The sequence below is a fragment of the Streptomyces sp. NPDC059874 genome (genome assembly GCF_042731135.1).
GTDB lineage: Bacteria > Actinomycetota > Actinomycetes > Streptomycetales > Streptomycetaceae > Streptomyces.
Window position 1 is genome coordinate 81,996 of the sequence record NZ_JBHWJY010000015.1, and the last position, 20,912, is coordinate 102,907.

Sequence of the window (20,912 nt, forward strand, 5' to 3'; positions counted from 1 at the left end):
TCCCTCCGCGCATAACAATCCTCCGTGAAACGGGTTTGAACGCCGGATGATCTCCTATCCTCCCGGCATGCCGATCTTCGGAAGCCGCCGCCGCAAGCCGCGCCTCGCACCTGAGCTCGACGACAGCCAACTCGGCCGGGTCCTCAAGGCGTTGGACGGCAGCCCTTCCCCGGGTCTGGCGGACCTGCAGATCGCCCAGGTGGAACAACTGCTCGCGGACGCCGGCACGGACTGGGACCGGCGCGGGCACCGAATGCGCGTACTGGCCCACCACACGGCCGACGCCAACTTCGTACGGACCTGGCCCGCCCGGCGTCCGGGCAGTGGCGACGCGCTGCTCCTGCAGGCCTGGGCGGACCTGGTCCGGGGCACCCGCAAGGGCGATCTGGACGACGCCCAGGCGACGGTCGACACCTGCTACAACGCCGCGGACCTCCAGCCGGCCGACCCCACCCCGTGGGTGGTGCTGCTGGGGGTACTGCGCCTGCTGCGGCGCCCCTCCCAGGAGGTGTTCCAGATATGGCAGGAGATCCTGGCCCGCGACACCTGGAACCGCGAGGCGCATCTGCAGATGCTCGGCTACCTCTCGCCCGACGAGTGCGGCTCGCACATGCAGGTGCTGGAATTCATCGACGCCTCCCGCTCCCGCATGCCGGCCAACGCTCCCACCGTCGGCATCGAGCTGACCGCGACCGTCCGGCGGCACCACACCGGCGCCACCGAGGACGACCTCAGTACGCTGATGGCGCGCCGGCACTGGGCGAGCGCCCCCGCCGCGCCCATCCTCGACCGGGCGTACGCCAATTGGAAGAGCCCGGGGTTCCTGCACCACGCGGCCACCAAGGCCGATCTCAACCTGCTGGCCTTCGCCCTCGTGCAGGCCAATCGCATCCGGGACGCGGGGGAGGTCTTCCAGCTGATCGACGGCACCGTCACCGAGTGGCCGTGGCGGCTCGGCGGGGAGCCGATGCAGCAGTACGCGTACTGGCGGGACCGCTCCCAACGGTGATCCGCGGGGCTCGCCGCGAGCCCCGCAGCGGGCTCGTCAGGCTCGTCAGCCCTTCCTGACCACGCTGGACTTCAGCTGCATGTTGCCGAAGCCCTCGATCTTGCAGTCGATGTCGTGTCCGTCGACCCCGTCGACGAGGCGGATGTTGCGCACCTTGGTGCCGGCCTTGATGCCGGAGGTGCTGCCCTTGACCTTGAGGCCCTTGACGACCGTCACGGTGTCGCCGTCCGACAGCACGTTGCCGACCGAGTCCTTGATCACCCGCTCCTCGGAGGCGGCGGCGCCGCCCTCGGCGGAGGCGGGCTGCCACTCGTGCCCGCATTCGGGGCAGACCAGGAGGGCGCCCATCTCATAGGCGTACTCACCGGAGCATTCGGGACAGGGGGGCAAAGGGGTCTCAGTCATCCGGACAGTATATTTCCGGCGGCCCGGGCGACCCTCCCCTGACGATTCATCAGGTCAAGCGTCCCGGACTATTGACTCTGCTGTCAGCAGCCGAGATTCTCGATCGGATCCCCCACCGTGCCATCCGCCGAGCGAAGACGTGATGATGACATGCACATGACCCTCCCGCGCCACAGGCGCAGACCCCTGGCGGTCCTCTCCATACTCCTCACCGTGGTGGCCATGGTGATCGGGCCCGCGGCCACTTCCTCGGCCGATCCCGGCTGGTGGAACCCGGTCGCCCGGCCCGCCCCCGATTCCCAGATCAACGTCACCGGAGAACCCTTCAAGGGGACCGACGCCCAGGGGCGGGTCCGCGGCTTCGTCGACGCCCACGACCACCTGATGTCCAACGAGGGCTTCGGCGGCCGGCTCATCTGCGGCAAGCCGTTCTCCGAGCAGGGCATCGCCGACGCCCTGAAGGACTGCCCCGAGCACTATCCCGACGGCACCCTCGCGATCTTCGACTTCATCACCAAGGGCGGCGACGGGAAGCACGACCCGGACGGCTGGCCCACCTTCAAGGACTGGCCCGCCCACGACTCGCTCACCCACCAGCAGAACTACTACGCCTGGGTGGAACGGGCCTGGCGCGGCGGCCAGCGGGTGCTCGTCAACGACCTCGTCACCAACGGCGTGATCTGCTCGGTCTACTTCTTCAAGGACCGCGGCTGCGACGAGATGACCGCCATCCGCCTGGAGGCGCAGAAGACGTACGAGATGCAGGCCTACATCGACAAGATGTACGGCGGCCCGGGCAAGGGCTGGTTCCGCATCGTCACCGACTCCGCGCAGGCCCGCGAGGTGATCAAGCAGGGCAAGCTCGCCGTCGTCCTGGGTGTCGAGACCTCCGAGCCGTTCGGCTGCAAGCAGATCCTCGACGTCGCGCAGTGCTCCAAGGCGGACATCGACCGCGGTCTGGACGAGCTGCACAAGCTGGGCGTGCGCAGCATGTTCCTGTGCCACAAGTTCGACAACGCCCTCTGCGGGGTCCGCTTCGACCAGGGCGCCCTGGGCACCGCGATCAACGTGGGCCAGTTCCTGTCGACCGGCACCTTCTGGAAGACCGAGAAGTGCGCGGGCCCGCAGCACGACAACCCCATCGGGCTCGCGGCGGCCCCCGAGGCGCAGAAGCAGCTCCCGGCGGGCGTGGCCGTGCCCTCGTACGCGGCGGACGCCCAGTGCAACAGCCGCGGTCTGACGGAGCTCGGCGAGTACGCGGTGCGCGGCATGATGAAGCGCAAGATGATGCTGGAGATCGACCACATGGGCGTCAAGGCCGCGGGGCAGGCCTTCGACATCCTGGAGTCCGAGTCCTACCCCGGCGTGATCTCCTCGCACAGCTGGATGGACATGGACTGGACCGAGCGGGTCTACAAGCTCGGCGGCTTCATCGCCCAGTACATGGGCGGCGCCGAGGGATTCAGCGCCGAGGCGAAGCGCACGGACGCCCTGCGCGACAAGTACAACGTCGGCTACGGGTACGGCACCGACATGAACGGCGTCGGCGGCTGGCCGGGGCCCCGCGGGGCGGACACCCCCAACCCGGTGCGCTACCCCTTCCGCAGCACCGACGGCGGCTCCGTCATCGACAAGCAGACCACCGGGCAGCGCACCTGGGACCTCAACACCGACGGCGCCTCGCACTACGGCCTGGTCCCGGACTGGATCGAGGACATCCGGATCGTCGGCGGCCAGGACGTGGTGGACGACCTCTTCAAGGGCGCCGAGTCCTACCTCGGCACCTGGGGCGCCTCCGAGCGGCACAAGGCCGGCGTGAACCTCGCGGCGGGCGCTCCCACCGCGGCCAGCTCGTCCGAGTGGAACCCGTTCATCAGCTACGCGCCCGGCCGGGCCGTGGACGGGGACACGGGCACCCGCTGGGCGAGCGACTGGAGCGACGACCAGTGGCTCCGGATCGACCTCGGGACCACGAACCTCGTCAAGCGCGTGACGCTCGACTGGGAGCGCGCGTACGGTAAGGGCTACCGCATCGAGGTCTCGTCCGACGGCACGAACTGGCAGTCCGCATGGTCCACGACCACCGGTGACGGCGGCCTGGACACGGCCCTGTTCGCCGGGGTCTCGGCCCGCTACGTACGTGTCCACGGGGTGCAGCGCGGCACCCAGTGGGGCTACTCCCTCCATGAGGTCGGCGTGTACAGCAGCTGACCACGCAACCCCGCACGGGAACACCCCCGGGGCCGGCCGGATCAGGACTCCTGGTCCGACCGGCCCCGTCACCATCACCGGAGGGACCCGATGGCACGGATGCCGTCCGCCGAGCGCCGTCGGCAGCTGACCGAGGCCGCGATCCGCGCCATGACCCGCGACGGCGTCGCCCGGACGACGACGCGGTCCATCGCCGCGGAGGCGGGCGTCTCACTGAGCGTCTTCCACTACTGCTTCGACTCCAAGCAGGCCCTGCTCGAATCCGTCATCACGGCGATCACCGACGAGTACATCACCGTGGTGCGCGGGGCGATCCAGCCGAAGGCCACCCTCCGGGAGACCGTCCGGGCCGGCTTCCGGGCGTACTGGGACCATGTGGCCGCCCATCCGGGCACGCACATGCTCACCTACGAGCTCACCCAGTACGCCCTGCGCCAGCCCGGCTTCGAGCACCTGGCGCGTCGGCAGTACGAGCTGTACTCCGAGACCTACACGGAGCTGCTCGAAGGGCTGCGGGGCAGTGTGGAGTTCGAGCTGCGCATCCCGTTGCCGGCGCTGGCCCGCTACCTGGTGGCCATGACGGACGGGCTGACCTTGAACTTCCTCGTGCTCGGCGACGACAAGGCCGCGGCGGAGATCCTCGACACGATGACCGAGCACGTGGCCGCCCTGGTCAGCCACGACGGCTGAGCGCCGGCGACATGGGAGCCCGCTCCCGCCGGACATCTCCGGGCCGGTCGAGGCGATCCGCCGGCCCGCGCCTCAGGACCGGTGGAGCAGGGTGGTCAGCACCTCGTGGAGGACCGCCTCCGGGTCCTCCGCGGCCCGCGGCCACCGCCACGCCACGAATCCGTCGGGCCGTACGAGGACGGCCCCGGCCGGGGTGGTGCCGTGCGCCTGCGCCCAGTCGGCGCCCTCCTCCGGGGACAGGTCGGCCTCGGGCCCGCTGCCGATCGCGTAGGCGACCAGGTCCACGCCCAACTGCCCGGCGACGGACCGGGCCGCGTCCCGCCACGGCGTGCCCTCGGAGCTGAGCAGCACGAAGGACCGTTCGTAGAGGTCCACGGTCGACACGGACACCGACCCCGGCTCCGCCCGCGCACAGCCGCGTCGCAGCCACATGTGCGGCGCCCTGGTGCCCGGATCGCCGGCCGGCCGCATCCGCTCGGGGACGACGGGGTGGTCCTGGTCCGCGCCCAGGACCGCGCCCCGGTGGTAGCGGTAGCCCATGGCCACCGTGAGCACCCCACCCTGCCGTCCGCCGGGTGCGACGGTGGAGGGGTCGGGCTCGTATCCCGGATGGTTGTGCTCCGCGGAGCGGGCCGAGGCGCGCTCGGCCGTCGCCCGCGCCACCGGCAGCCGCTCGTCCTCGTAGCTCTCCAACAGCCTCGGTCCCGCCGAGCCCTTCAACACCGCGGCGATCTTCCAGGCCAGGTTGTGGGCGTCCTGGATGCCGGTGTTCGAGCCGAACGCGCCGGTGGGGGACATCTCGTGGGCGGAGTCACCGGCGAGGAAGACCCGTCCGACCGCGTACCTCTCGGCGACCCGCTCGGCGGCGTGCCACGGGGCCTTCCCGGTGATGTCCACGTCCAGGTCGGGCGCGCCGACGGCCCGCCGGATGTGATCGACACAGCGTTCGTCGGTGAAGTCCTCCAGCGTTTCGCCCCGGTCGCGGTGCCACGGCGCGTGGAAGACCCACCGCTCGCCGTTGTCCACGGGCAGCAGGGCGCCGTCCGCGTCGGGCTTGGTCAGGTAGCAGACGATGAAGCGCCGGTCGCCGACCACGTCCCGGAGGCCGCGGGACCGGAAGGTGATGCTCACGTTGTGGAACAGGTCGCCGGGACCGGTCTGCCCGATGCGGAGCTCCTCCCGAACGGGGCTGCGCGGGCCGTCGGCGGCGACGAGGTAGTCCGCGCGCACCGTGGTGTGCTCCCCGGTGTCCAGGCTCTTCAGGACGGCGGTCACCCCCGTCGCGTCCTGGTCGAAGGAGAGGAGCTCGGTGGAGAACCTCAGGTCGGCCCCCAGCGAGGGGGTCACGGACATCAGCACCGGCTCGATGTCGTTCTGGCTGCACAGGCACCAGGCCGCCGGACTGAAGCGGGCCAGCGCGCCGCCGGGGTCGATCTCCTCGAACAGCCATTCCTGGTCGTCGCCGGTCAGCGAGCCGCCCTGCAGGATGCCGTGGTTGTCCGCCAGGACGCTCGCGGCCGCCCGGATCCGGTCCTCGACGCCCGCGACCCGGAACAGCTCCATGGTCCGTACGTTGATGCCGCGTCCGCGCGGATGCATCGACGTGCCCGCGTGCTTCTCGACGAGCACGTGCCCAATGCCGTGCCGGCCGAGGAACAGCGAAGTGCACAGGCCCACCAGCGAGCCGCCCACGATGAGGACCGGGACGCGGAGGTCGACATTTTCCTTCATGGCTCACCAATGCCCTGCCCGAGGACCGTTCGTTCGCCCGTTCACCCGCATGGTTCTCCCCTCTCGCGCCGGTGGGTTTGCGGGACAACGATCGGTTCGGGTGGCGCCGCCCGTGGCGACCGCGACGTCCCGAAGGAGTGTGAACGATGACAACTTTGTCGGAACGGATATCCCAGTCCGCCTTCGACGGCTCGAAACTTCGGGTCGTGCTGCTGCTGGATCTGTACGACGGCGCTCAGAACCGGTTCCTGGAGGTGTACGAACACCTGCGCAAGCAGGTGTCCTCCGTCCCCGGGCACATCAGCGACGAGCTGTGCCAGTCGATCGAGAACCCCTCGCAGTGGCTGATCACCAGCGAGTGGGAGAGCGCACCGCGCTTCCTCGCCTGGGTCAACAGCGAGGAGCACCTCGCGTCGGTGCAGCCGCTGCACGGCTGCGTACGGGACACCCGCTCGCTCCGGTTCAGCGTCATGCACGCGGCCGGCAAGGACTCCGCTCCCCCGGTCTCCCCCGCGCCGCGGCGCGGTGACGGCGTGGTGCGCCACGCCCTCACCTTCACCGTCAAACCGGGCAGCGAGCCCGTGGTCGCCGAACTGCTGGCCGCGTACGCCTCCCCGCAGGCCCGGGTCGACGAGAGCACCCGGCTGCGCCGCACCTCCCTCTTCATGCACGGCAACCGCGTCGTGCGGGCCATCGAGGTGGAGGGCGACCTGCTCGCGGCACTGCGCCATGTGGCCATGCAGCCCGAGGTGAGGGCGCTGGAGGAGGCCATCAACCCGTACCTGGAGGTGGACCGGGACCTCGGCGACCCGGGGTCGGCCCGGACGTTCTTCACCCGGGCGGCCCTCCCGGCCGTCCACCACGTGGCGGCGGGCCGGAGCGACGGCACCGACCTGCGGCGGCACGCGCTCTTCTACCCCGCGAAGGACGGCTGCGGCATGGCACTCGCCCGACTGCTCGCGCACCAGGACGAGGCGACCGTGGACGATCCGACGAGCCCCGTCCAGGCGAGCACCGTCTTCCAGCGCGACGACGTCGTCGTCCGGCTCCTGGACGCGCGCGGCCCGCTCGACGCCCGGCCGGCCCTGGCCCTCGGCGTCGAGGGCGGCCACAAGGCGGCCGTGCTGGCCCGGCTGCTCGACAGTGCCAAGGACGGGGTCCCCACCACCGACCAGGAGATCTCACGCTTCCTCGCGCGCTCCGAAATGCGCCTGATCACCGACCGGCGCCGGCCGGTCCGAGCCTGAGGAGTTGTCCGTCATGACCGATCGACTGACCATGGAAGAACTGGCCGCCCTGATGAAGAAGGGCGCCGGCGTCACCGTCGACGCCCGCGACATGGCGAGCCGCCCCGACTCCGGATTCGACGAGTGGGGCCTGGACTCCCTGGGCCTGCTGGGCATCGTCGGCGAACTGGAGAACAGCCGCAGCCGGCCCCTGCCGCCCGACGCGGACCGGTGCAAGTCGCCGCAGGAGTTCCTCGACCTCGTCAACGGCGCTCTGATGACCGGTACTTGACCGGCCGCCCGCACCGACGGCCCCCGAGACCGGCCCCGCGCCGGTCTCGGGGCGTTTTCGGGCGCTCATCCGGGCACGGTGGACTCGAATGCGTGCAGGAACGCGTTGACCGGGCGGACCGAGTCGACCCGCAGGCCCGCGTCCGCCATGCGCGTGCGCAGGCTCTGCTCGGTGTGTTTCGCCCCGCCGACGTTGAGCAGCAGGAGCAGGTCCATGGCCGTGGTGAACTTCATCGACGGGGTGTCGTCGACGAGGTTCTCGATCACGACGACGCGGGCTCCGGGTCGGGCCGCCGCCCTCACGTTCCGCAGGGTCCTTCGGGTGCTGTCGTCGTCCCACTCCAGGATGTTCTTGATGATGTACAGGTCGGCCTCGACCGGCACGGCCTCGCGGCAGTCCCCCGGGAGGATGTCGGCGCGCCCGGCCAGCGCTCCGCCCTCCCGCAGCCTCGGATCCGCCTTCGCCGCCACGTCCGGCAGGTCGAGCAGGGTGCCCCGGACGGCCGGGTGCTTCTCCAGCAGGCTCGCCAGCACGTGGCCCTGGCCGCCGCCGATGTCGGCGACCATGGAGACGCCGGTGAGGTCGAGGAGTTCCGCGACGTCCAGCGCCGACTGCACGCTGGAGGTGGTCATGGCCCGGTTGAAGACGTGGGCCGACTCGTGCGCGTCCTGGTGCAGGTAGTCGAAGAACCCCTTGCCGTACAGGTCCTGGAAGACGCTGCCGCCGGATCGCACCGCGTCGTCGAGGCGCGGCCAGGCCTGCCAGGTCCAGGGCTCGGTGCACCACAGGGAGATGTAGCGCAGGCTGTGCGGATCGTCCTCGCGGAGCAGCCTCGACATCTCCGTGTGGACGTACGTGCCCTCCTCGGTCTCCGCGAAGATCCCGTAGCAGGACAGTGCGCGCAGCAGCCTGCTGAGCGGCCGGGGCTCGGACCCGATCGCCGTCGCGAGCTCCTCGGCTGTGGCGGGCGATTCCCCGAGCACGTCGGCCACGCCCAGGCGGGCCGCCGCCCGGACGGCCGCGGCGCAGGCCGCGCCGAAGACGAGCTCGCGCAGCCGCATGGCCGGCTGGGGGGTGGGGAGCTGGGCGGGGGTCGGGGTGGGGATCGGGCTCACCGTGGTCATACGGTCTCGTTTCTCCTGGTGGCGGGGAACACGGGTCAGCACATCCCGGCGGGTACGGACGTCCTACAGCGGTTGCCGACGAACTTGTTGCCGGTCCCGATGCCCTGGTTGGCGAGGTCGGCGGGCATGTTGCCGCGTACCACGTTGTCCTTGATGACGTTGTCGCTGTTCTTGGCGCCCACGAAGCTCTTGAACAGCAGGATTCCGCCCGACAGCGGCGAGGAGCCGACGTTGTCACGGATGGAGTTCGAACGGATGACCGTCTCCTCGGCGCCGGTGAGGACGATGCCCACGCCCTGGATGTCGGGGAGGCGGGTGTTGCCCTTGCAGAACTTGTTGTTCGCGTGGATCCGGTTGCCGCGGATGGTCATGTCCCCGGCGCCCGGGATGCCCTCGTCGCCGACGACGAACACGCCGCCGCAGTTTCCGGTGAGGGTGTTGTCGTTGACGGTGAGGTTCCGTACCCGCCTGACCGTCACTCCGATCCGGTTCCCGGTCAGGGTGTTGTCCCGGACGACGGCCCCGAGGGTGTCGGTGGCGCCGCCCTCCCGGTCGACGGTGTTGGCGATGAAGATGCCGGACTCCACGTTGTCCCGGGCGATGTTGCCCCGGAACACCCCGCGGGTGGACCTCTCCTGGGCGATGCCCCAGGTGCCGTTCTTCTCGGAGATCACCTGCTCGACGCTGAGCCGGTCGGTGCGGGAGGCCCAGATGCCGTTGCGCTTGAAGCCGGAGACGGTCAGCGAGCGGATGCTCACCCGGTCGACGGTCTTCTCCGCCGTCCCCATGACACAGATACCGGTGTCGGCCTGCGAACACACGGCCCCGACCCGGGCGGGCGGCGCCACGGCCGGCGTGGCGGGCCCGGCCGGCGCTGCTGGCGCGGCCGGGCCGGCCGGGGCTGCGGGTGCGGCCGGGCCGGCCGGGGCAGCGGGCGCCGGAGGCGCGGGCGGTGCGGCCGGTGCCGCGACCTCCGGCGGCATGATCACCGTCTGCCGCCCCCACCCGCGCAGCGTCAGCCGCTTGGTGATCAGCACGTTCTCCCGATAGGTGCCGGGCATGACGGTGATACTGTCCCCCGGCTTCGCGGCGTCGACCGCCGCCTGGATCGATTGGCCCGGATGCACCGTGTGTCCGGCCGCGGCGGCGGGTGGCGCGGCGACGCCGAGACCTGCGGCCATGACGACTGTGATGCATGTGAGGCACTTGAGCTGTCGGTTCGTCACGTTGCCGAAGCTATGGGCGATCACCGCCGCCCGCCACACCGGGTAAGCGGATGGATACATCCCGCCGGCAAACGGCTTCATTTTGAGGTCCATCGGAGTGGCGGCCACCCACCGTTGACCGCCGCCTCGAAATCGTGCTGGTCGGCGGGGGTTTCCCGGGGCGGCTCGATACGGGCAACGGGAAACCCGTCGACCCCGGGGCGGAGCCGGCCACACGCTGGAGGGGACCGCACGAAGCAACACCCGGAGCAAGACCCGAGGGGAAACACATGCGCAAGCTGTTCCGCGGCGCCGCCGCGCTCGCGACCGCCACCGTAGCCGTGATCGCGCTCAGCGGTACGGTTCAGGCCAAGCCCGCCGACTCGTGGGCCGGCTGCCCGGACGGAGCCGTCTGCATCTATCCGCAGAACCAGAATCCCGCCGTAAAGCCGACCCACGTCTTCTACAGCTACGGGGCGCACAACCTGAACGGCCAGTACGGGAACCACTGGGTCCTCAACAACCAGTACGGCGGTGCGACCGCAAACCTGTGCACCGGCTACAACGGGGCCGGCTGTGGCAATCCCATCGCCGCCAAGACCGGCGTCTACGCCGACCTGACGCCCATCAACTCGATCCGCCTCAACCGGTAGCACCGCCCCCACGGGACCGCGTCCGGAGACCGTACCCGAAACGGCTCCGGACGCTCCTGTTCTGGTCATACCGGCGCGAAGAGCCGGTCCTCCGTCAGACCCCCGCTGTAGCCTGGGCAGTGCCGTACCGCTGCCTCGGCGCGCATTGCCATGGGGGTGTCGTGGGGGATCCGGACCACCGCCGGAAGACCGATCACCAGCTCGAATCCGACCACACCGAAGACGCCGACCTGCCCTTTCCCGCGCGGTTGCGGCGTCTGCGTGTGCAACGGGGGCTGTCGCTGGCCGATCTGGCGCGGCAGACGCATTACAGCAAGGGCTACCTGAGCAAGATCGAGACCGGCTCGAAGCCCGCGACCCCCGACGTGGCGCGCCTCTGCGACGAGGTGCTGGGGGCGGGGGGCGAACTCCTGCGCATGGTGCCGGCGGCCGAACCACCTGCCGATCACGCGGCCGATGCCGGTGAGTGTCCCTACCGCGGCCTGCCGGCCTTCACCGTCCGGGAAGCCGGCTGGTTCTTCGGCCGGGAGCGGGCCACGGCCGAGTTGGTCGAGCGCGTTTTCGAACGGATCGGCAGCGGCCCGCTGCTGCTGGTCGCGCCCTCGGGCGCCGGCAAGTCGTCCCTGCTGAACGCCGGTCTCGTGGCGGCCCTGCGCCGCCCGGGCGGCTTCCCGATGGCCGGCGCCGACGCCTGGCCGGTGGTGCGGTTCACTCCCACGGCGCAGCCGCTGGAGGAGCTGCTGGACCGCACCGCGAAGGTGCTGGGCAGCGATCTCGGCCTCACCGTACGGGAGTTGCGAGCCCGTCCGGAGGTCCTGCTCGATGTCGTCCACCGGCTGTCGGGCGACTGCCCCACCGACCCGCGGGACCGCCCGGCCCCGCCACCGCGTCCGGTGCTGATCGTCGATCAGTTCGAGGAACTGTTCACCCTCTGCTCCGACGAGGACGAGCGGCGCGCCTTCGTACGGGTGCTGCGGGCCCTGTCCGTCGCCCGCCCGGCGGACGGCGGGGACGCGCACGACCCGGCCGTCGTCGTGCTCGGCGTTCGGGCCGACTTCTCGGGGAACTGTCTGGACCTTCCGGAACTGGCCCCGGTGTTCGCCGAGGGCCTGTTCGTCCTGCCGCCCATGTCCCTGGCCGAGCTGCGGGAATCGATCACGTGTCCGGCGGAGCGCGCCGGGCTCGCCCTCGAACCGGGCCTGGTCCCCCTGCTGCTGCGCGATGCCGGCCTGCAGGGCGATCCGCCGGACCGGATTCCCTCCGGCGCCCTCCCCCTGGTCTCCCACGCGCTGATGGCCACCTGGCGGCAGCGGGAGGGGGACACGCTGACCGTCGCCGGATACGAGCGGACCGGCGGAATCAGGGGGGCGGTCGCGCGCACGGCCGAGGACGTCTTCGCCCGCCTGTACCCGGCGGAGCAGCGGACCGTGCGCCGGGTGCTTGTGCGGCTCGTCCACGTGGTCGACGGGGCCGACGGCGCGGGGGTGACGCGGCGCCGGATGAGCCGGAGCGAGCTGTTGGCGGCGCGTCCGGCCGGGCCCGACCGGACGGCGGCCGCGCTCGACAGTTTCGTACGGGCCCGTCTGATCACCATGGACAGCGACACCGTGGAGATCACCCACGAGGCCCTGCTGCACGCCTGGCCGCGGCTGCGCGGCTGGATCCGGGCCGACCGGGCCGGGCTGCTGATCCACCAGCAACTGGCCCTCGCCGCCGCCGAATGGGAGCGCGAGGGGCGCGACCCGTCGGCGCTCCACCGCGGTACCCGGCTGGACAACGCCCGCGCCTGGGCCGACGAGCTCGACGGGCGCAGCCGCCTCGGCCCCCTGGAGGAGGCCTTCCTGCGGGCCAGTCAGGCGGCCGAGGAGGCCCGGCGGCGGCAGGCCGGCCGTCAGGTGCGGCTGCGCCAGCGGATGCTGGCCACGCTCGTCGTCCTGCTGGTCCTCGCCGTGGGCGCGGGCGGGCTGGCGTACCAGCAGCGGGCGGGCGCGCTGGGTCAGGAGCGCGTGGCCCGGTCGCGGGCGCTCGCCCTGCAGTCGGCGGCACTGGCGGCGGGCCAGCCGGAGGCGTCGATGCGGCTCGCCGAAGAGGCCTATCGGGCCGCGCCGACGAGCGAGGCCCGCGGCGCCCTGCTGAGCACCCAGTCCCAGCCGTTCATCGCCCGGCTCGGCGGGAACGGCGGGCCCGTCAACGCGGTGGCGTTCGCGCCCGACGGCAAGACCCTGGCCTCGGGCGGGAACGACGGGAAGGTGCGGCTGCGGCGGACGGCCGAGCACCGGACCCTCGCGGCCTTCACCATGCCGGGACGGGTCCGCGCGATGGCCTTCAGCCCCGACGGCCGCACCCTCGCGGCCGCTTCAACGGACGGCCCGGCCCAATTGTGGGACATCGCCGGGCGGCGTCCGAAGGCGCTGCTTCCCGCGAGCACGGCCGGTGCCCGGGCCGTCGCCTTCGCGCCCGACGGCCGGACGCTGGCGATCGCGGACCCGGACGGGACGATCCGGCTGTGGGAGGCGGCGGGCGGCCCGGCCGGGGAACAGCACGCCGTGGCCGAACTGGCGGGCCACACCGGGCGGGTCAACGCCCTCGCGTACGCCCCGGACGGCCGGACGCTCGTCTCGGCCGGCGCGGACAGGACCGTACGGCTGTGGGATCCGGTCGGGGCCCGCCCGCTCGCCGTCCTCGCCGGGCACACCGACGAGGTGCTGGGCGCGGCCTTCGCCCCGGACGGCCGGTCGGTCGCCAGTGGCGGCGTCGACCGGACCGTACGGCTGTGGGACGTGGCGGGCCGCCGGACGACCGCGACGCTGACCGGGAACAGCGACGACGTCAACGGGGTCGCGTACACCCCGGACGGGACGATGGTGGTCAGCGCGGGGGGCGACGGCGCGACCCGGCTGTGGGACGTGGGCAGCGGCCGGCTGGCGGCGACGCTGGCCGGGCACACCGACTACGTGCTCGGGGTGGCCGTGGACGCCGCCGGCGCGGTGCTGGCCACGGCCGGGTTCGACCAGTCGGTGGTGCTGTGGGACCTGCGCGGCGCGGTGCTGGCCCCGCGGCCGTTCACGGAGATCTGGCACGCGGCGTACAGCCCGGACGGGAAGCTGCTCGCCACCGCGGAGGCGGACCGCGCGGTGCGGCTGTGGGACGTGGCCGGGCGCAGGGTCCTGGCCACCTTCGAAGGACACGGCGAGACGGTGTTCTCGGTGGCGTTCTCCCCCGACGGGCGCACGCTGGCCTCGGCCGGGTCCGACGGCACGATCCGGCTGTGGGACGTCGCCGCGCGCGGCCTCTCGGCCACCCTCGCGGGCCACGTCGGGACGGTGTTCTCGGTGGCCTTCTCCCCCGACGGGCGGACCCTGGCCTCGGCCGGATCCGACGGCACGATCCGCCTGTGGGACACCGCGGGGCACCGCCGGTCGGCCGTCCTCACCGGCCACACGGACTTCGCCAACGACGTGGTGTTCAGCCCGGACGGGCGCACCCTGGCGAGCGCCGGCGACGATCTGACGGTGAGGCTGTGGGACGTCGCCGGGCGCCGCGCGACGGCGACCCTGACCGGCCATACGGGTGCGGTGCGCGGGGTGGCCTTCAGCCCCGACGGGGGCACCCTCGCCAGCAGCGGCAACGACGGGACCGTACGACTGTGGGACGCCCGCCGCCACCGCTTCGAGACGGCGCTGACCGGCCACACCGGTTCGGCCCGGGGCATCGCGTTCTCACCCGACGGCCGCACCCTCGCCAGTAGCGGCAACGACCGTACGGTGCGCCTGTGGGACGTCGCCGACCGCCGGCCGGTGGCCGCGCTGTCGGGTCATACGAACGCGGTCTGGGGCGTGGTGTTCTCCCCGGACGGGCGCACGGTGGCCTCCAGCAGCACCGACGGCACGGTCCGCCTGTGGGACCCGGACGTCGGATCCCGACTGGCGGCCATCACCCGGACCCTGCGGGGCGGAACTAGGGCGACGGACACCCCCTAGGCATTGACGATGACCAGGAGGGTGCGGGCGGGTTCCGGGCCCGACAGGCGGCAGCGGTGCGGGACTTCGCCCCTGTGGTGGGCGCTCTGGCCGGCGCGCAGGGTGAGCGGGTCCTCGCCCTCGACCTCCAGGACGATCTCGCCCGCCAGGACGTAGAGGAAGTCCTCTCCGGGGTGTTCGAACCAGCCGCGCTCGCCCTGGCCGGGCTCGAAGTGGTGCTCGTACGCCTCCATCAGGGAGCTGCGCCCGCCGGGGATGAGCACCTGGGCGATCTGCCCCGCGGCCTCGTTGACCCGGATCACCTGCGGGTCGGCCTCGTGGCTGACCGCGCCGGGGCGGTCCGGCGGCCGCAGGAAGGTGCCCGGGGTGACGTCCAGGGCCTCGGCGATCCGGTAGATCGAGCTGAGGCTGGGCGTGGCGAGTCCGCGTTCCAACTGGCTGAGGAAGGGCTGGGAGAGTCCCGATCGGGCGGCGAGCGCGGCCATGGAGACGCCGCGTTGTTTGCGGCAGCCGCGGATCACCCGTCCGACCTCGATGGCTTCGGGCGTGGGTTCGGGGCGAGACACGCAGGTGAACGTACCTCATGGCGGATCCCGGGCCGGGTGGCTCCGGGAGGTTTCGTACGCCCGCAACACGCCCTTCATAAACGTGGTCAATTATTGACCTCACTTATGAATGCCCTGAGGCCGTCCGCCCGGGGCTGCGCGCCATCGACCGAGGAGCCGCCCCGTGTACGCCACCCCCTCACCGCCCGGCCGGGCCCTCGGCCGACTCGGCCCGGCCCTGGGCGCGGCCGGTGCCGTACTCGCCCTGTGGTACCTGCTCGCCCGGTCCGGCGCGGTGGCTCCGGGGCTGCTGCCCACGCCCGCGCAGACCCTGGCCGCGCTCGTGGACAGTGCCGACAGCGGGGTCCTGGCCTCCGACCTCGGTGCCAGCCTGGCCCGGGCGGGTCAGGGTTTCGCCCTGGGCGCGGCCGTCGGCAGCGCGCTCGGCTTCGCCACCGGCAGCCTGCCGTGGCTGTCCGCCGCCGTGACCCCGGTGGTGTCCTTCCTCCGCCCGATCCCGGCCATCGCGCTGGTGCCGCTGGCCACCGCCTGGTTCGGCATCGGCGAGAGCGCCAAACGCCTGCTGATCGCGTACGCGGTGCTCCTCGCCGTATGGCTGTACGTGCACGACGGGGTGTCCCGCGTGCCCGTCTCCCACCTGCGGGCGGCCAGGTCGCTGGGGGCGCCGCTGCACCGGCGGTTCACCGAGGTGCTGCTGCCCGCCGCCGCGCCCGCCCTGCTCGCGGCGCTGCGGTACGGGGCCTCGGTGGCGCTGCTCGCCCTGGTCGCGGCGGAACTGGGCGGCGCGGACAGCGGATTGGCGTACCGGCTCCAGGTCGACGGCCAGTTCCTGCGGGTGGACCGGATGTTCGCGGGGCTGCTCGTCCTCGGGCTGCTCGGGGTGGCCGTCGACCTCGTCCTGGCCGCGGTGGGCCGCCGGTTCGCGCACTGGAGCGAGTCATGAGCCTCGACGTACGCCTGGAGGGGCTGTCGGTCGGCTACGGGGCCGCCCCGGTGCTGGAGCGCACCGACCTGGAGTTCCCCGCGGGGTCGTTCACGGCCCTGCTGGGTCCCAGCGGCTGCGGCAAGTCCACGGTGCTGAACACGATCGCCGGCTTCGTACGGCCCGCGGGCGGCCTGGTGACGGCCGGCTCCGCGCCGGTGTCGGGGCCGGGCCCGGAGCGGGGTGTGGTCTTCCAGCACTACGCGCTCTTCCCCTGGCGCACGGCCCGCGGGAACGTCGAGTTCGCCCTCAAGCGGCTCGGCCTGCCGCGCGCGGAACGTCGACGTCGAGCGCTCGCCGCGCTGGCCGAGGTGGGGCTGGCGGAGGGCGCGGAGAAGTACCCGGCCGAACTGTCGGGCGGCATGCGCCAGCGCGTGGCACTGGCCCGCGCCCTGGCCGCCGAGCCGGAAGTCCTGCTGATGGACGAGCCGTTCGGGGCGCTGGACGCGCTGACCCGGACCCGGATGCAGGCCCTGCTGCGGGAGTTGTGGCGGCGCACCGGCACCACCGTCCTGTTCGTCACGCACGACATCGACGAGGCCCTGACCCTCGCCGAGCGGGTGATCGTCCTCGGCGGCGCGCCCGGCCGCGTGCTCGCCGACCACCCCGTGCCCGCCGGGCCTCCCGATCCGGACCTCCGTTCGCTGATCGCCCGTCACCTCGGCTCCGAATGACACCCCTGACCCACAAGAGGACCTTCCCCATGCACAGACCCCGACCCCGACCCCGACCTCGTGCCCTGGCCGTCGCACTGCTGGCGGCCCTGCTCGGCACGCTGGCCACCGCCTGCGCCGGATCCCCGTCCGCCCCGGCGGGCGGCGCTCGCCCCGCCGTCGCCATCTCGGCGAGCGACCATCTCGGCGGCGCCCCCGTCTACCTCGCCCAGGAGCACGCCCTGTGGTCCGCCGAGGGCATCACCGCGGCCGTCACCACGCATCCCACCGGCCGGGACGCGCTGAACGCCGTGCTCGGCGGGCAGGCGCAGCTCGGCGTCGTCGGTGACCTGCCCGCCGTGACGGCCGCGCTGGGCGGGCGCGAGCTGCGGATCGTCGCCGACCTGTCCCGGTTCTCCGACTGGCGGCTGCTGACCCGGGCCGACCGCGGCATCTCCGGCTTCGCCGCGCTCAAGGGGCGCAAGGTCGGCGTCCCGCAGGGCACGAACGTCGAGTACGCGCTGTCGCGGATGCTCGCCTCGGCTCAGCTGACGGCCGCCGACGTGACGGTGGTCAACCTCGCCCCGAACCAGGTCCCTTCGGCCCTGGCCCGCGGGGACATCGACGCCGGGGTCACCTTCCCCGGCTTCTACGACGCCGCGCGCACCGCCCTGGGCACCGGCTACGCCGAGATCCCCTTCACCGGGTACACCGCCAGGACCCTCCTCGTCGCCGGACCCTCGGCGAGCGAGGAGAGCACGGCCGCGGTGCTCCGCGTACTGCTGCGCGCGCAGCGAGAGGGCGACGCCGACCCGGCGGGCGCGCGCAAGGCCGTGCTCGCGCAGTCCAAGGGTGTGCTCCAGACCGGTTACGTCGACGCCTTCCAGCCCCGCTACACCTACGGCGCCACCCTCTCGCCCGAGCTGCTCGCGCAGTTGGAGGAGGAGGCCGCCTGGGCCAAGGCCGCCCAGGGCCTGCCGGGCGCCGCAGACCGCGCCGCCCTGCTCGCCTTCCTCGACCCCGGCCCCCTGACGGCCGTCGACCCGTCCGCCGTCACCGTTCGCTGAAAACCCATCAGGAGATCCTCATGACCGTCGACCAGAACACCCTGCGCCGCCGCGGCGTCGGCCTCATCGCCCACGACCCCGCCCGCAGCTACGGCGGCTACACCCTCTACACGCCGATCACCGGCGCCGGCGAGATCCACCTCGTCGACATCGAGGGCCGCACCGCCCACACCTGGAACTCCCCGCACCCGCCCGGCCGCCAGGCCCAGCTCCTTCCGGGCGGCAACCTCTTCTACGCGGCCAAGGACACCAGCGGCCCCACCCTCTTCCCGATCTGGGAGGTCTACCACGGCGGCATCTTCCAGGAGTTGGCCCCGGACTCCACGGTCCTGCGCGAGGCCCGGCACCCCTTCCACCACCACGACGCCTCGGTGCTCCGCAACGGCAACCTGATCGTCACCGTCGTCGAGCCCCTGACCCCGGCCGACGCGGCCCGGATCCGCGGCGGCATCCCCGGCTCCGAGGCTCCGGGCGGGGTGATCTACGGGGACGTGGTGTACGAGCTGACCTGGGACGGGGAGCCGGTGTGGCGTTGGGCCGCCATCGACCACCTCGACCCCGAGGAGTTCCCCCTCGACCGGCACTTCGCCCGCGAGCACTGGCCGATGGCCAACACCGTCAACGAGCTCGCCGACGGCTCGATCGTGGTCGGCTTCCGCAGTGCGTCCAGCACCGTGGCCATCGACCGAGCCGACGGCTCCGTCCGCTGGCGCTTCGGCCCCGACGTGCTGGCGCAGCAGCACCACCCGCACGAGCTGCCCGGCGGCAACATCCTGGTCTTCGACAACGGCAGCTACCGCGACACCACTTCGGTGCCGTACTCGCGGGTGCTGGAGCTCGACCCGCGCACGGGAGAGCTGGTGTGGTCCTACGAGGACAACCCGCCGCAGAACTTCTACAGCCCGTACATGTCCAGCGCGCAGCGTCTGCCGAACGGCAACACCTTCATCGCCGAGGGCTCCTTCGGCCGGCTCTTCGAGGTGACCCCCGGCGGCGAAGTGGTCTGGGAATTCGTGGTCCCGCAGTTCCGGTCCTTCGGCGAGGGCGTGGGCCTGGAGTCTTCGGCCGGCGCCCAGAACTCCGTGTTCCGTGCCTACCGTTACGCCGCGGAAGAGCTGCCCTGGTTGTGAACGCGACCCCTGTTTCATTTCGCCAAGCGGCGTTTTGTGTACGGCGGATGAAGTTGCCGTAAGCCCGCACGGATATCGATATCGAGGACGTTGACAGCCCTTCTCGGGGCTGCCTACTTTACCCGGCAGAAAACGAAATCAGCGGCCTCCCCTGTCCGGCATGACGGCTGCTTTTCGATGATTCGCCTTGCCGAATCCGAAGCTGCTGGAGCGTCCTTGACCGAATCACTCGCCCTCGCCGCGCCGCCCGGCCGGTCCGCCGAACCGCCCGGGCCGGCCGAGCGGGTCCTCCCGCTCCGCCGGCCCGGGCGGTGGATCGCCACCGCCGTCGTGCTGGTGCTGCTCGCCCAGGTCGGCCACGGGCTGGTCACCAACCCCTTCTACCAATGGGACCGGTTCGCCTACTGGGTGGTGCGGCCGGTCGTCCTGGACGGGCTGCTCGTCACCCTCCAAGTGGCCGCGTACAGCGCGGTCCTGGGCCTGGTCGGCGGGGTGCTCCTCGCCCTCGGCAGGCTCTCGTCCAACCCGGTGCTGCGGTCGGTGAGCTGGACGTACATCTGGCTGTTCCGTTCCGTGCCGCTGATCGTCGTCCTGCTCTTCCTCTACAACTTCAGCGCGCTCTACCCGACCCTGAGCGTCGGGGTGCCCTTCGGCCCCGCCTTCTTCACCTTCGACGAGTCCCGGCTCGCCACCGACATGGCCGTGGCGGTCGTCGGACTGAGCCTGGCCGAAGCGGCGTACGCGGCCGAGGTGGTCCGGGCGGGCCTGCTCTCCGTCGACCAGGGCCAGCACGAGGCGGCGGCCGCACTGGGGCTGCCCAAGCGATACCAGTTCACCCGGATCGTCTTCCCGCAGGCGCTGCGCGCGATCGTCCCCGCGTACGTGAACCTGTTGATCGGGCTGGTCAAGGCCACCTCGCTGGTCTTCTACGTGTCCCTGCTCGACCTCTTCGGCACCGTGCAGAGCCTCGGCAGCACCTACTCCGGCGACGTGGTGCCGCTGCTGTTGGTGGCCACAGCCTGGTACGTGATCCTCACCAGCGTGATCTCCGTCGTCCAGTTCTACGTGGAGCGGCACTACGCGCGCGGCGCCCTGCGCACCCTGCCGCCCACCCCCGTGGAGCGGGCCCGGGCGGGCCTGCGCGAGCTGCGGGTCCGCTTTCGGAAGGAGACGGCGCGATGACCACGGCCACCGCCACCGAAACCGAGCCCGCCGCGATCGAAGTCCACGACGTGCACAAGTGGTTCGGCGGGCAGCACGTCCTGGACGGGGTGAACCTGACGGTCCGGCCGGGCACGGTCACCGTGATCCTGGGGCGCTCCGGCTCCGGCAAGTCCACGCTGCTCCGGGTCATGAACCACCTGGAGCGACCCGAGGCCGGTCACGTCAGCGTGGGCGGCGTCCCGATCGGCGTCCAGCGCCACGGGACGCGACTCAAGGAGCTCGGCGAGCGGGCGATCCTCGCCCAGCGCGCCCGGATCGGCTTCGTCTTCCAGGACTTCAACCTCTTCCCGCACCTGACCGCGCTGGAGAACGTCGCCGCCGCCCCGGTGGCCACCGGCAGGCTGCCCCGCCCCCGGGCCGAGTCCCTGGCGCGCGAGCTGCTGGAGCGGGTCGGGCTCGGGGACCGGACCGGCGCCTACCCCCGACAGCTCTCCGGCGGCCAGCAGCAGCGGGTGGCCATCGCCCGGGCCCTCGCGCTGCGGCCCGGCGTGATCCTCTTCGACGAACCCACCTCGGCGCTCGACCCCGAGCTGGTCGGCGAGGTGCTCTCCGTCATCAAGGACCTGGCCAACGGCGGCACCACGCTGGTGATCGTCACGCACGAGATCGGCTTCGCCCGCGAGGTCGCCGACGAGGTGGTCTTCCTCCACGAGGGCCGCATCGTCGAACAGGGGCCGCCCGAGCGGGTGCTGGATCGGCCTGCGCATCCCCGCACCAGGGAGTTCCTGAGCAAGGTCCTCTGACTTCCCCGCATTTCGCCCGCC

The 20,912-nt window shown here is 72.1% G+C and carries 18 protein-coding genes; 13 read left to right on the forward strand and 5 right to left on the reverse strand.

Annotated elements, in window-relative coordinates:
* Positions 1 to 67 precede the first annotated feature (67 nt).
* On the forward strand, positions 68 to 1,009 hold the full coding sequence (locus ACFV9H_RS11740) for a hypothetical protein (RefSeq protein ID WP_385396561.1): 942 nt from the start codon (positions 68 to 70) through the stop codon (positions 1,007 to 1,009).
* Between the two features lie 45 nt (positions 1,010 to 1,054).
* Here the strand turns inward: ACFV9H_RS11740 and ACFV9H_RS11745 are convergent, their stop codons facing one another.
* Complete coding sequence (locus tag ACFV9H_RS11745) at positions 1,055 to 1,414, reverse strand: zinc ribbon domain-containing protein YjdM (protein WP_385396563.1); 360 nt, start codon at positions 1,412 to 1,414, stop codon at positions 1,055 to 1,057.
* A 156-nt stretch (positions 1,415 to 1,570) separates the two neighbouring features.
* Here ACFV9H_RS11745 and ACFV9H_RS11750 point away from each other — a divergent pair, with 156 nt between their 5' ends.
* Positions 1,571 to 3,625 (forward strand): discoidin domain-containing protein, encoded by a 2,055-nt coding sequence (locus ACFV9H_RS11750; protein WP_385396565.1) that lies wholly within the window; start codon positions 1,571 to 1,573, stop codon positions 3,623 to 3,625.
* Positions 3,626 to 3,715: 90 nt separating this feature from the next.
* A complete protein-coding gene (locus ACFV9H_RS11755) occupies positions 3,716 to 4,315 on the forward strand; it encodes a TetR/AcrR family transcriptional regulator (protein ID WP_385396567.1) in 600 nt (199 codons plus the stop codon).
* Positions 4,316 to 4,387: 72 nt separating this feature from the next.
* On the opposite strand, the gene ACFV9H_RS11760 is transcribed toward ACFV9H_RS11755, so the two are convergent.
* On the reverse strand, positions 4,388 to 6,046 hold the full coding sequence (locus ACFV9H_RS11760) for an FAD-dependent oxidoreductase (protein ID WP_385396569.1): 1,659 nt from the start codon (positions 6,044 to 6,046) through the stop codon (positions 4,388 to 4,390).
* A 146-nt stretch (positions 6,047 to 6,192) separates the two neighbouring features.
* Between ACFV9H_RS11760 and ACFV9H_RS11765 the strand changes: the two genes are divergently transcribed.
* Together ACFV9H_RS11765 and ACFV9H_RS11770 are read left to right on the forward strand one after the other, a co-directional pair.
* Positions 6,193 to 7,293 (forward strand): SchA/CurD-like domain-containing protein, encoded by a 1,101-nt coding sequence (locus ACFV9H_RS11765; protein WP_385396571.1) that lies wholly within the window; start codon positions 6,193 to 6,195, stop codon positions 7,291 to 7,293.
* Positions 7,294 to 7,306: 13 nt separating this feature from the next.
* Positions 7,307 to 7,564, forward strand: a complete 258-nt coding sequence (locus ACFV9H_RS11770) for a phosphopantetheine-binding protein (protein ID WP_385396573.1) — start codon at positions 7,307 to 7,309, stop codon at positions 7,562 to 7,564.
* Between the two features lie 65 nt (positions 7,565 to 7,629).
* Here the strand turns inward: ACFV9H_RS11770 and ACFV9H_RS11775 are convergent, their stop codons facing one another.
* On the reverse strand, positions 7,630 to 8,688 hold the full coding sequence (locus ACFV9H_RS11775; protein ID WP_385396575.1) for a methyltransferase: 1,059 nt from the start codon (positions 8,686 to 8,688) through the stop codon (positions 7,630 to 7,632).
* A 35-nt stretch (positions 8,689 to 8,723) separates the two neighbouring features.
* On the reverse strand, positions 8,724 to 9,869 hold the full coding sequence (locus tag ACFV9H_RS11780) for a nitrous oxide reductase family maturation protein NosD (protein ID WP_385396577.1): 1,146 nt from the start codon (positions 9,867 to 9,869) through the stop codon (positions 8,724 to 8,726).
* Positions 9,870 to 10,183: 314 nt separating this feature from the next.
* On the opposite strand from ACFV9H_RS11780, the gene ACFV9H_RS11785 reads away from it, so the two are divergent.
* Positions 10,184 to 10,546: a hypothetical protein gene (locus ACFV9H_RS11785; RefSeq protein WP_385396579.1), complete on the forward strand. Its 363-nt coding sequence runs from the start codon at positions 10,184 to 10,186 to the stop codon at positions 10,544 to 10,546.
* Between the two features lie 161 nt (positions 10,547 to 10,707).
* The gene (locus ACFV9H_RS11790; protein WP_385396581.1) at positions 10,708 to 14,526 is read left to right on the forward strand and encodes a helix-turn-helix domain-containing protein; all 3,819 of its coding nucleotides are present in this window, start codon (positions 10,708 to 10,710) and stop codon (positions 14,524 to 14,526) included.
* Here ACFV9H_RS11790 and ACFV9H_RS11795 read toward each other — a convergent pair.
* Positions 14,523 to 15,092 (reverse strand): helix-turn-helix domain-containing protein, encoded by a 570-nt coding sequence (locus ACFV9H_RS11795; protein WP_385396583.1) that lies wholly within the window; start codon positions 15,090 to 15,092, stop codon positions 14,523 to 14,525. The genes ACFV9H_RS11790 and ACFV9H_RS11795 overlap by 4 nt on opposite strands.
* Positions 15,093 to 15,255: 163 nt before the next feature.
* On the opposite strand from ACFV9H_RS11795, the gene ACFV9H_RS11800 reads away from it, so the two are divergent.
* The 6 genes from ACFV9H_RS11800 to ACFV9H_RS11825 all read left to right on the forward strand — a co-directional run bounded on the left by ACFV9H_RS11800 (position 15,256) and on the right by ACFV9H_RS11825 (position 20,891).
* Positions 15,256 to 16,035: an ABC transporter permease gene (locus ACFV9H_RS11800; protein ID WP_385396585.1), complete on the forward strand. Its 780-nt coding sequence runs from the start codon at positions 15,256 to 15,258 to the stop codon at positions 16,033 to 16,035.
* The gene (locus ACFV9H_RS11805; RefSeq protein ID WP_385396587.1) at positions 16,032 to 16,748 is read left to right on the forward strand and encodes an ABC transporter ATP-binding protein; all 717 of its coding nucleotides are present in this window, start codon (positions 16,032 to 16,034) and stop codon (positions 16,746 to 16,748) included. The genes ACFV9H_RS11800 and ACFV9H_RS11805 overlap by 4 nt, the downstream gene beginning before the upstream one ends.
* Positions 16,749 to 16,777: 29 nt before the next feature.
* Positions 16,778 to 17,794 (forward strand): ABC transporter substrate-binding protein, encoded by a 1,017-nt coding sequence (locus ACFV9H_RS11810; protein ID WP_385396589.1) that lies wholly within the window; start codon positions 16,778 to 16,780, stop codon positions 17,792 to 17,794.
* A gap of 20 nt (positions 17,795 to 17,814) precedes the next feature.
* Positions 17,815 to 18,924 carry an aryl-sulfate sulfotransferase gene (locus ACFV9H_RS11815; RefSeq protein WP_385396591.1) on the forward strand — a complete coding sequence of 370 codons (1,110 nt, stop codon included), beginning with the start codon at positions 17,815 to 17,817 and terminating at the stop codon, positions 18,922 to 18,924.
* Between the two features lie 177 nt (positions 18,925 to 19,101).
* The gene (locus ACFV9H_RS11820) at positions 19,102 to 20,106 is read left to right on the forward strand and encodes an amino acid ABC transporter permease (RefSeq protein WP_385396593.1); all 1,005 of its coding nucleotides are present in this window, start codon (positions 19,102 to 19,104) and stop codon (positions 20,104 to 20,106) included.
* Positions 20,103 to 20,891, forward strand: a complete 789-nt coding sequence (locus tag ACFV9H_RS11825; RefSeq protein ID WP_385396595.1) for an amino acid ABC transporter ATP-binding protein — start codon at positions 20,103 to 20,105, stop codon at positions 20,889 to 20,891. The genes ACFV9H_RS11820 and ACFV9H_RS11825 overlap by 4 nt, the downstream gene beginning before the upstream one ends.
* The last annotated feature ends 21 nt before the right edge of the window (positions 20,892 to 20,912 follow it).

Coding starts and splice junctions, on each gene's coding strand:
- ACFV9H_RS11740 (WP_385396561.1), top strand. CDS start 68: ATGCCGATCTTCGGAAGCCGCCGCCGCAAGCCGCGCCTCGCACCTGAG.
- ACFV9H_RS11745 (WP_385396563.1), bottom strand. CDS start 1,414: ATGACTGAGACCCCTTTGCCCCCCTGTCCCGAATGCTCCGGTGAGTAC.
- ACFV9H_RS11750 (WP_385396565.1), top strand. CDS start 1,571: ATGACCCTCCCGCGCCACAGGCGCAGACCCCTGGCGGTCCTCTCCATA.
- ACFV9H_RS11755 (WP_385396567.1), top strand. CDS start 3,716: ATGGCACGGATGCCGTCCGCCGAGCGCCGTCGGCAGCTGACCGAGGCC.
- ACFV9H_RS11760 (WP_385396569.1), bottom strand. CDS start 6,046: ATGAAGGAAAATGTCGACCTCCGCGTCCCGGTCCTCATCGTGGGCGGC.
- ACFV9H_RS11765 (WP_385396571.1), top strand. CDS start 6,193: ATGACAACTTTGTCGGAACGGATATCCCAGTCCGCCTTCGACGGCTCG.
- ACFV9H_RS11770 (WP_385396573.1), top strand. CDS start 7,307: ATGACCGATCGACTGACCATGGAAGAACTGGCCGCCCTGATGAAGAAG.
- ACFV9H_RS11775 (WP_385396575.1), bottom strand. CDS start 8,688: ATGACCACGGTGAGCCCGATCCCCACCCCGACCCCCGCCCAGCTCCCC.
- ACFV9H_RS11780 (WP_385396577.1), bottom strand. CDS start 9,869: ATGGCCGCAGGTCTCGGCGTCGCCGCGCCACCCGCCGCCGCGGCCGGA.
- ACFV9H_RS11785 (WP_385396579.1), top strand. CDS start 10,184: ATGCGCAAGCTGTTCCGCGGCGCCGCCGCGCTCGCGACCGCCACCGTA.
- ACFV9H_RS11805 (WP_385396587.1), top strand. CDS start 16,032: ATGAGCCTCGACGTACGCCTGGAGGGGCTGTCGGTCGGCTACGGGGCC.
- ACFV9H_RS11810 (WP_385396589.1), top strand. CDS start 16,778: ATGCACAGACCCCGACCCCGACCCCGACCTCGTGCCCTGGCCGTCGCA.
- ACFV9H_RS11815 (WP_385396591.1), top strand. CDS start 17,815: ATGACCGTCGACCAGAACACCCTGCGCCGCCGCGGCGTCGGCCTCATC.
- ACFV9H_RS11820 (WP_385396593.1), top strand. CDS start 19,102: ATGATTCGCCTTGCCGAATCCGAAGCTGCTGGAGCGTCCTTGACCGAA.
- ACFV9H_RS11825 (WP_385396595.1), top strand. CDS start 20,103: ATGACCACGGCCACCGCCACCGAAACCGAGCCCGCCGCGATCGAAGTC.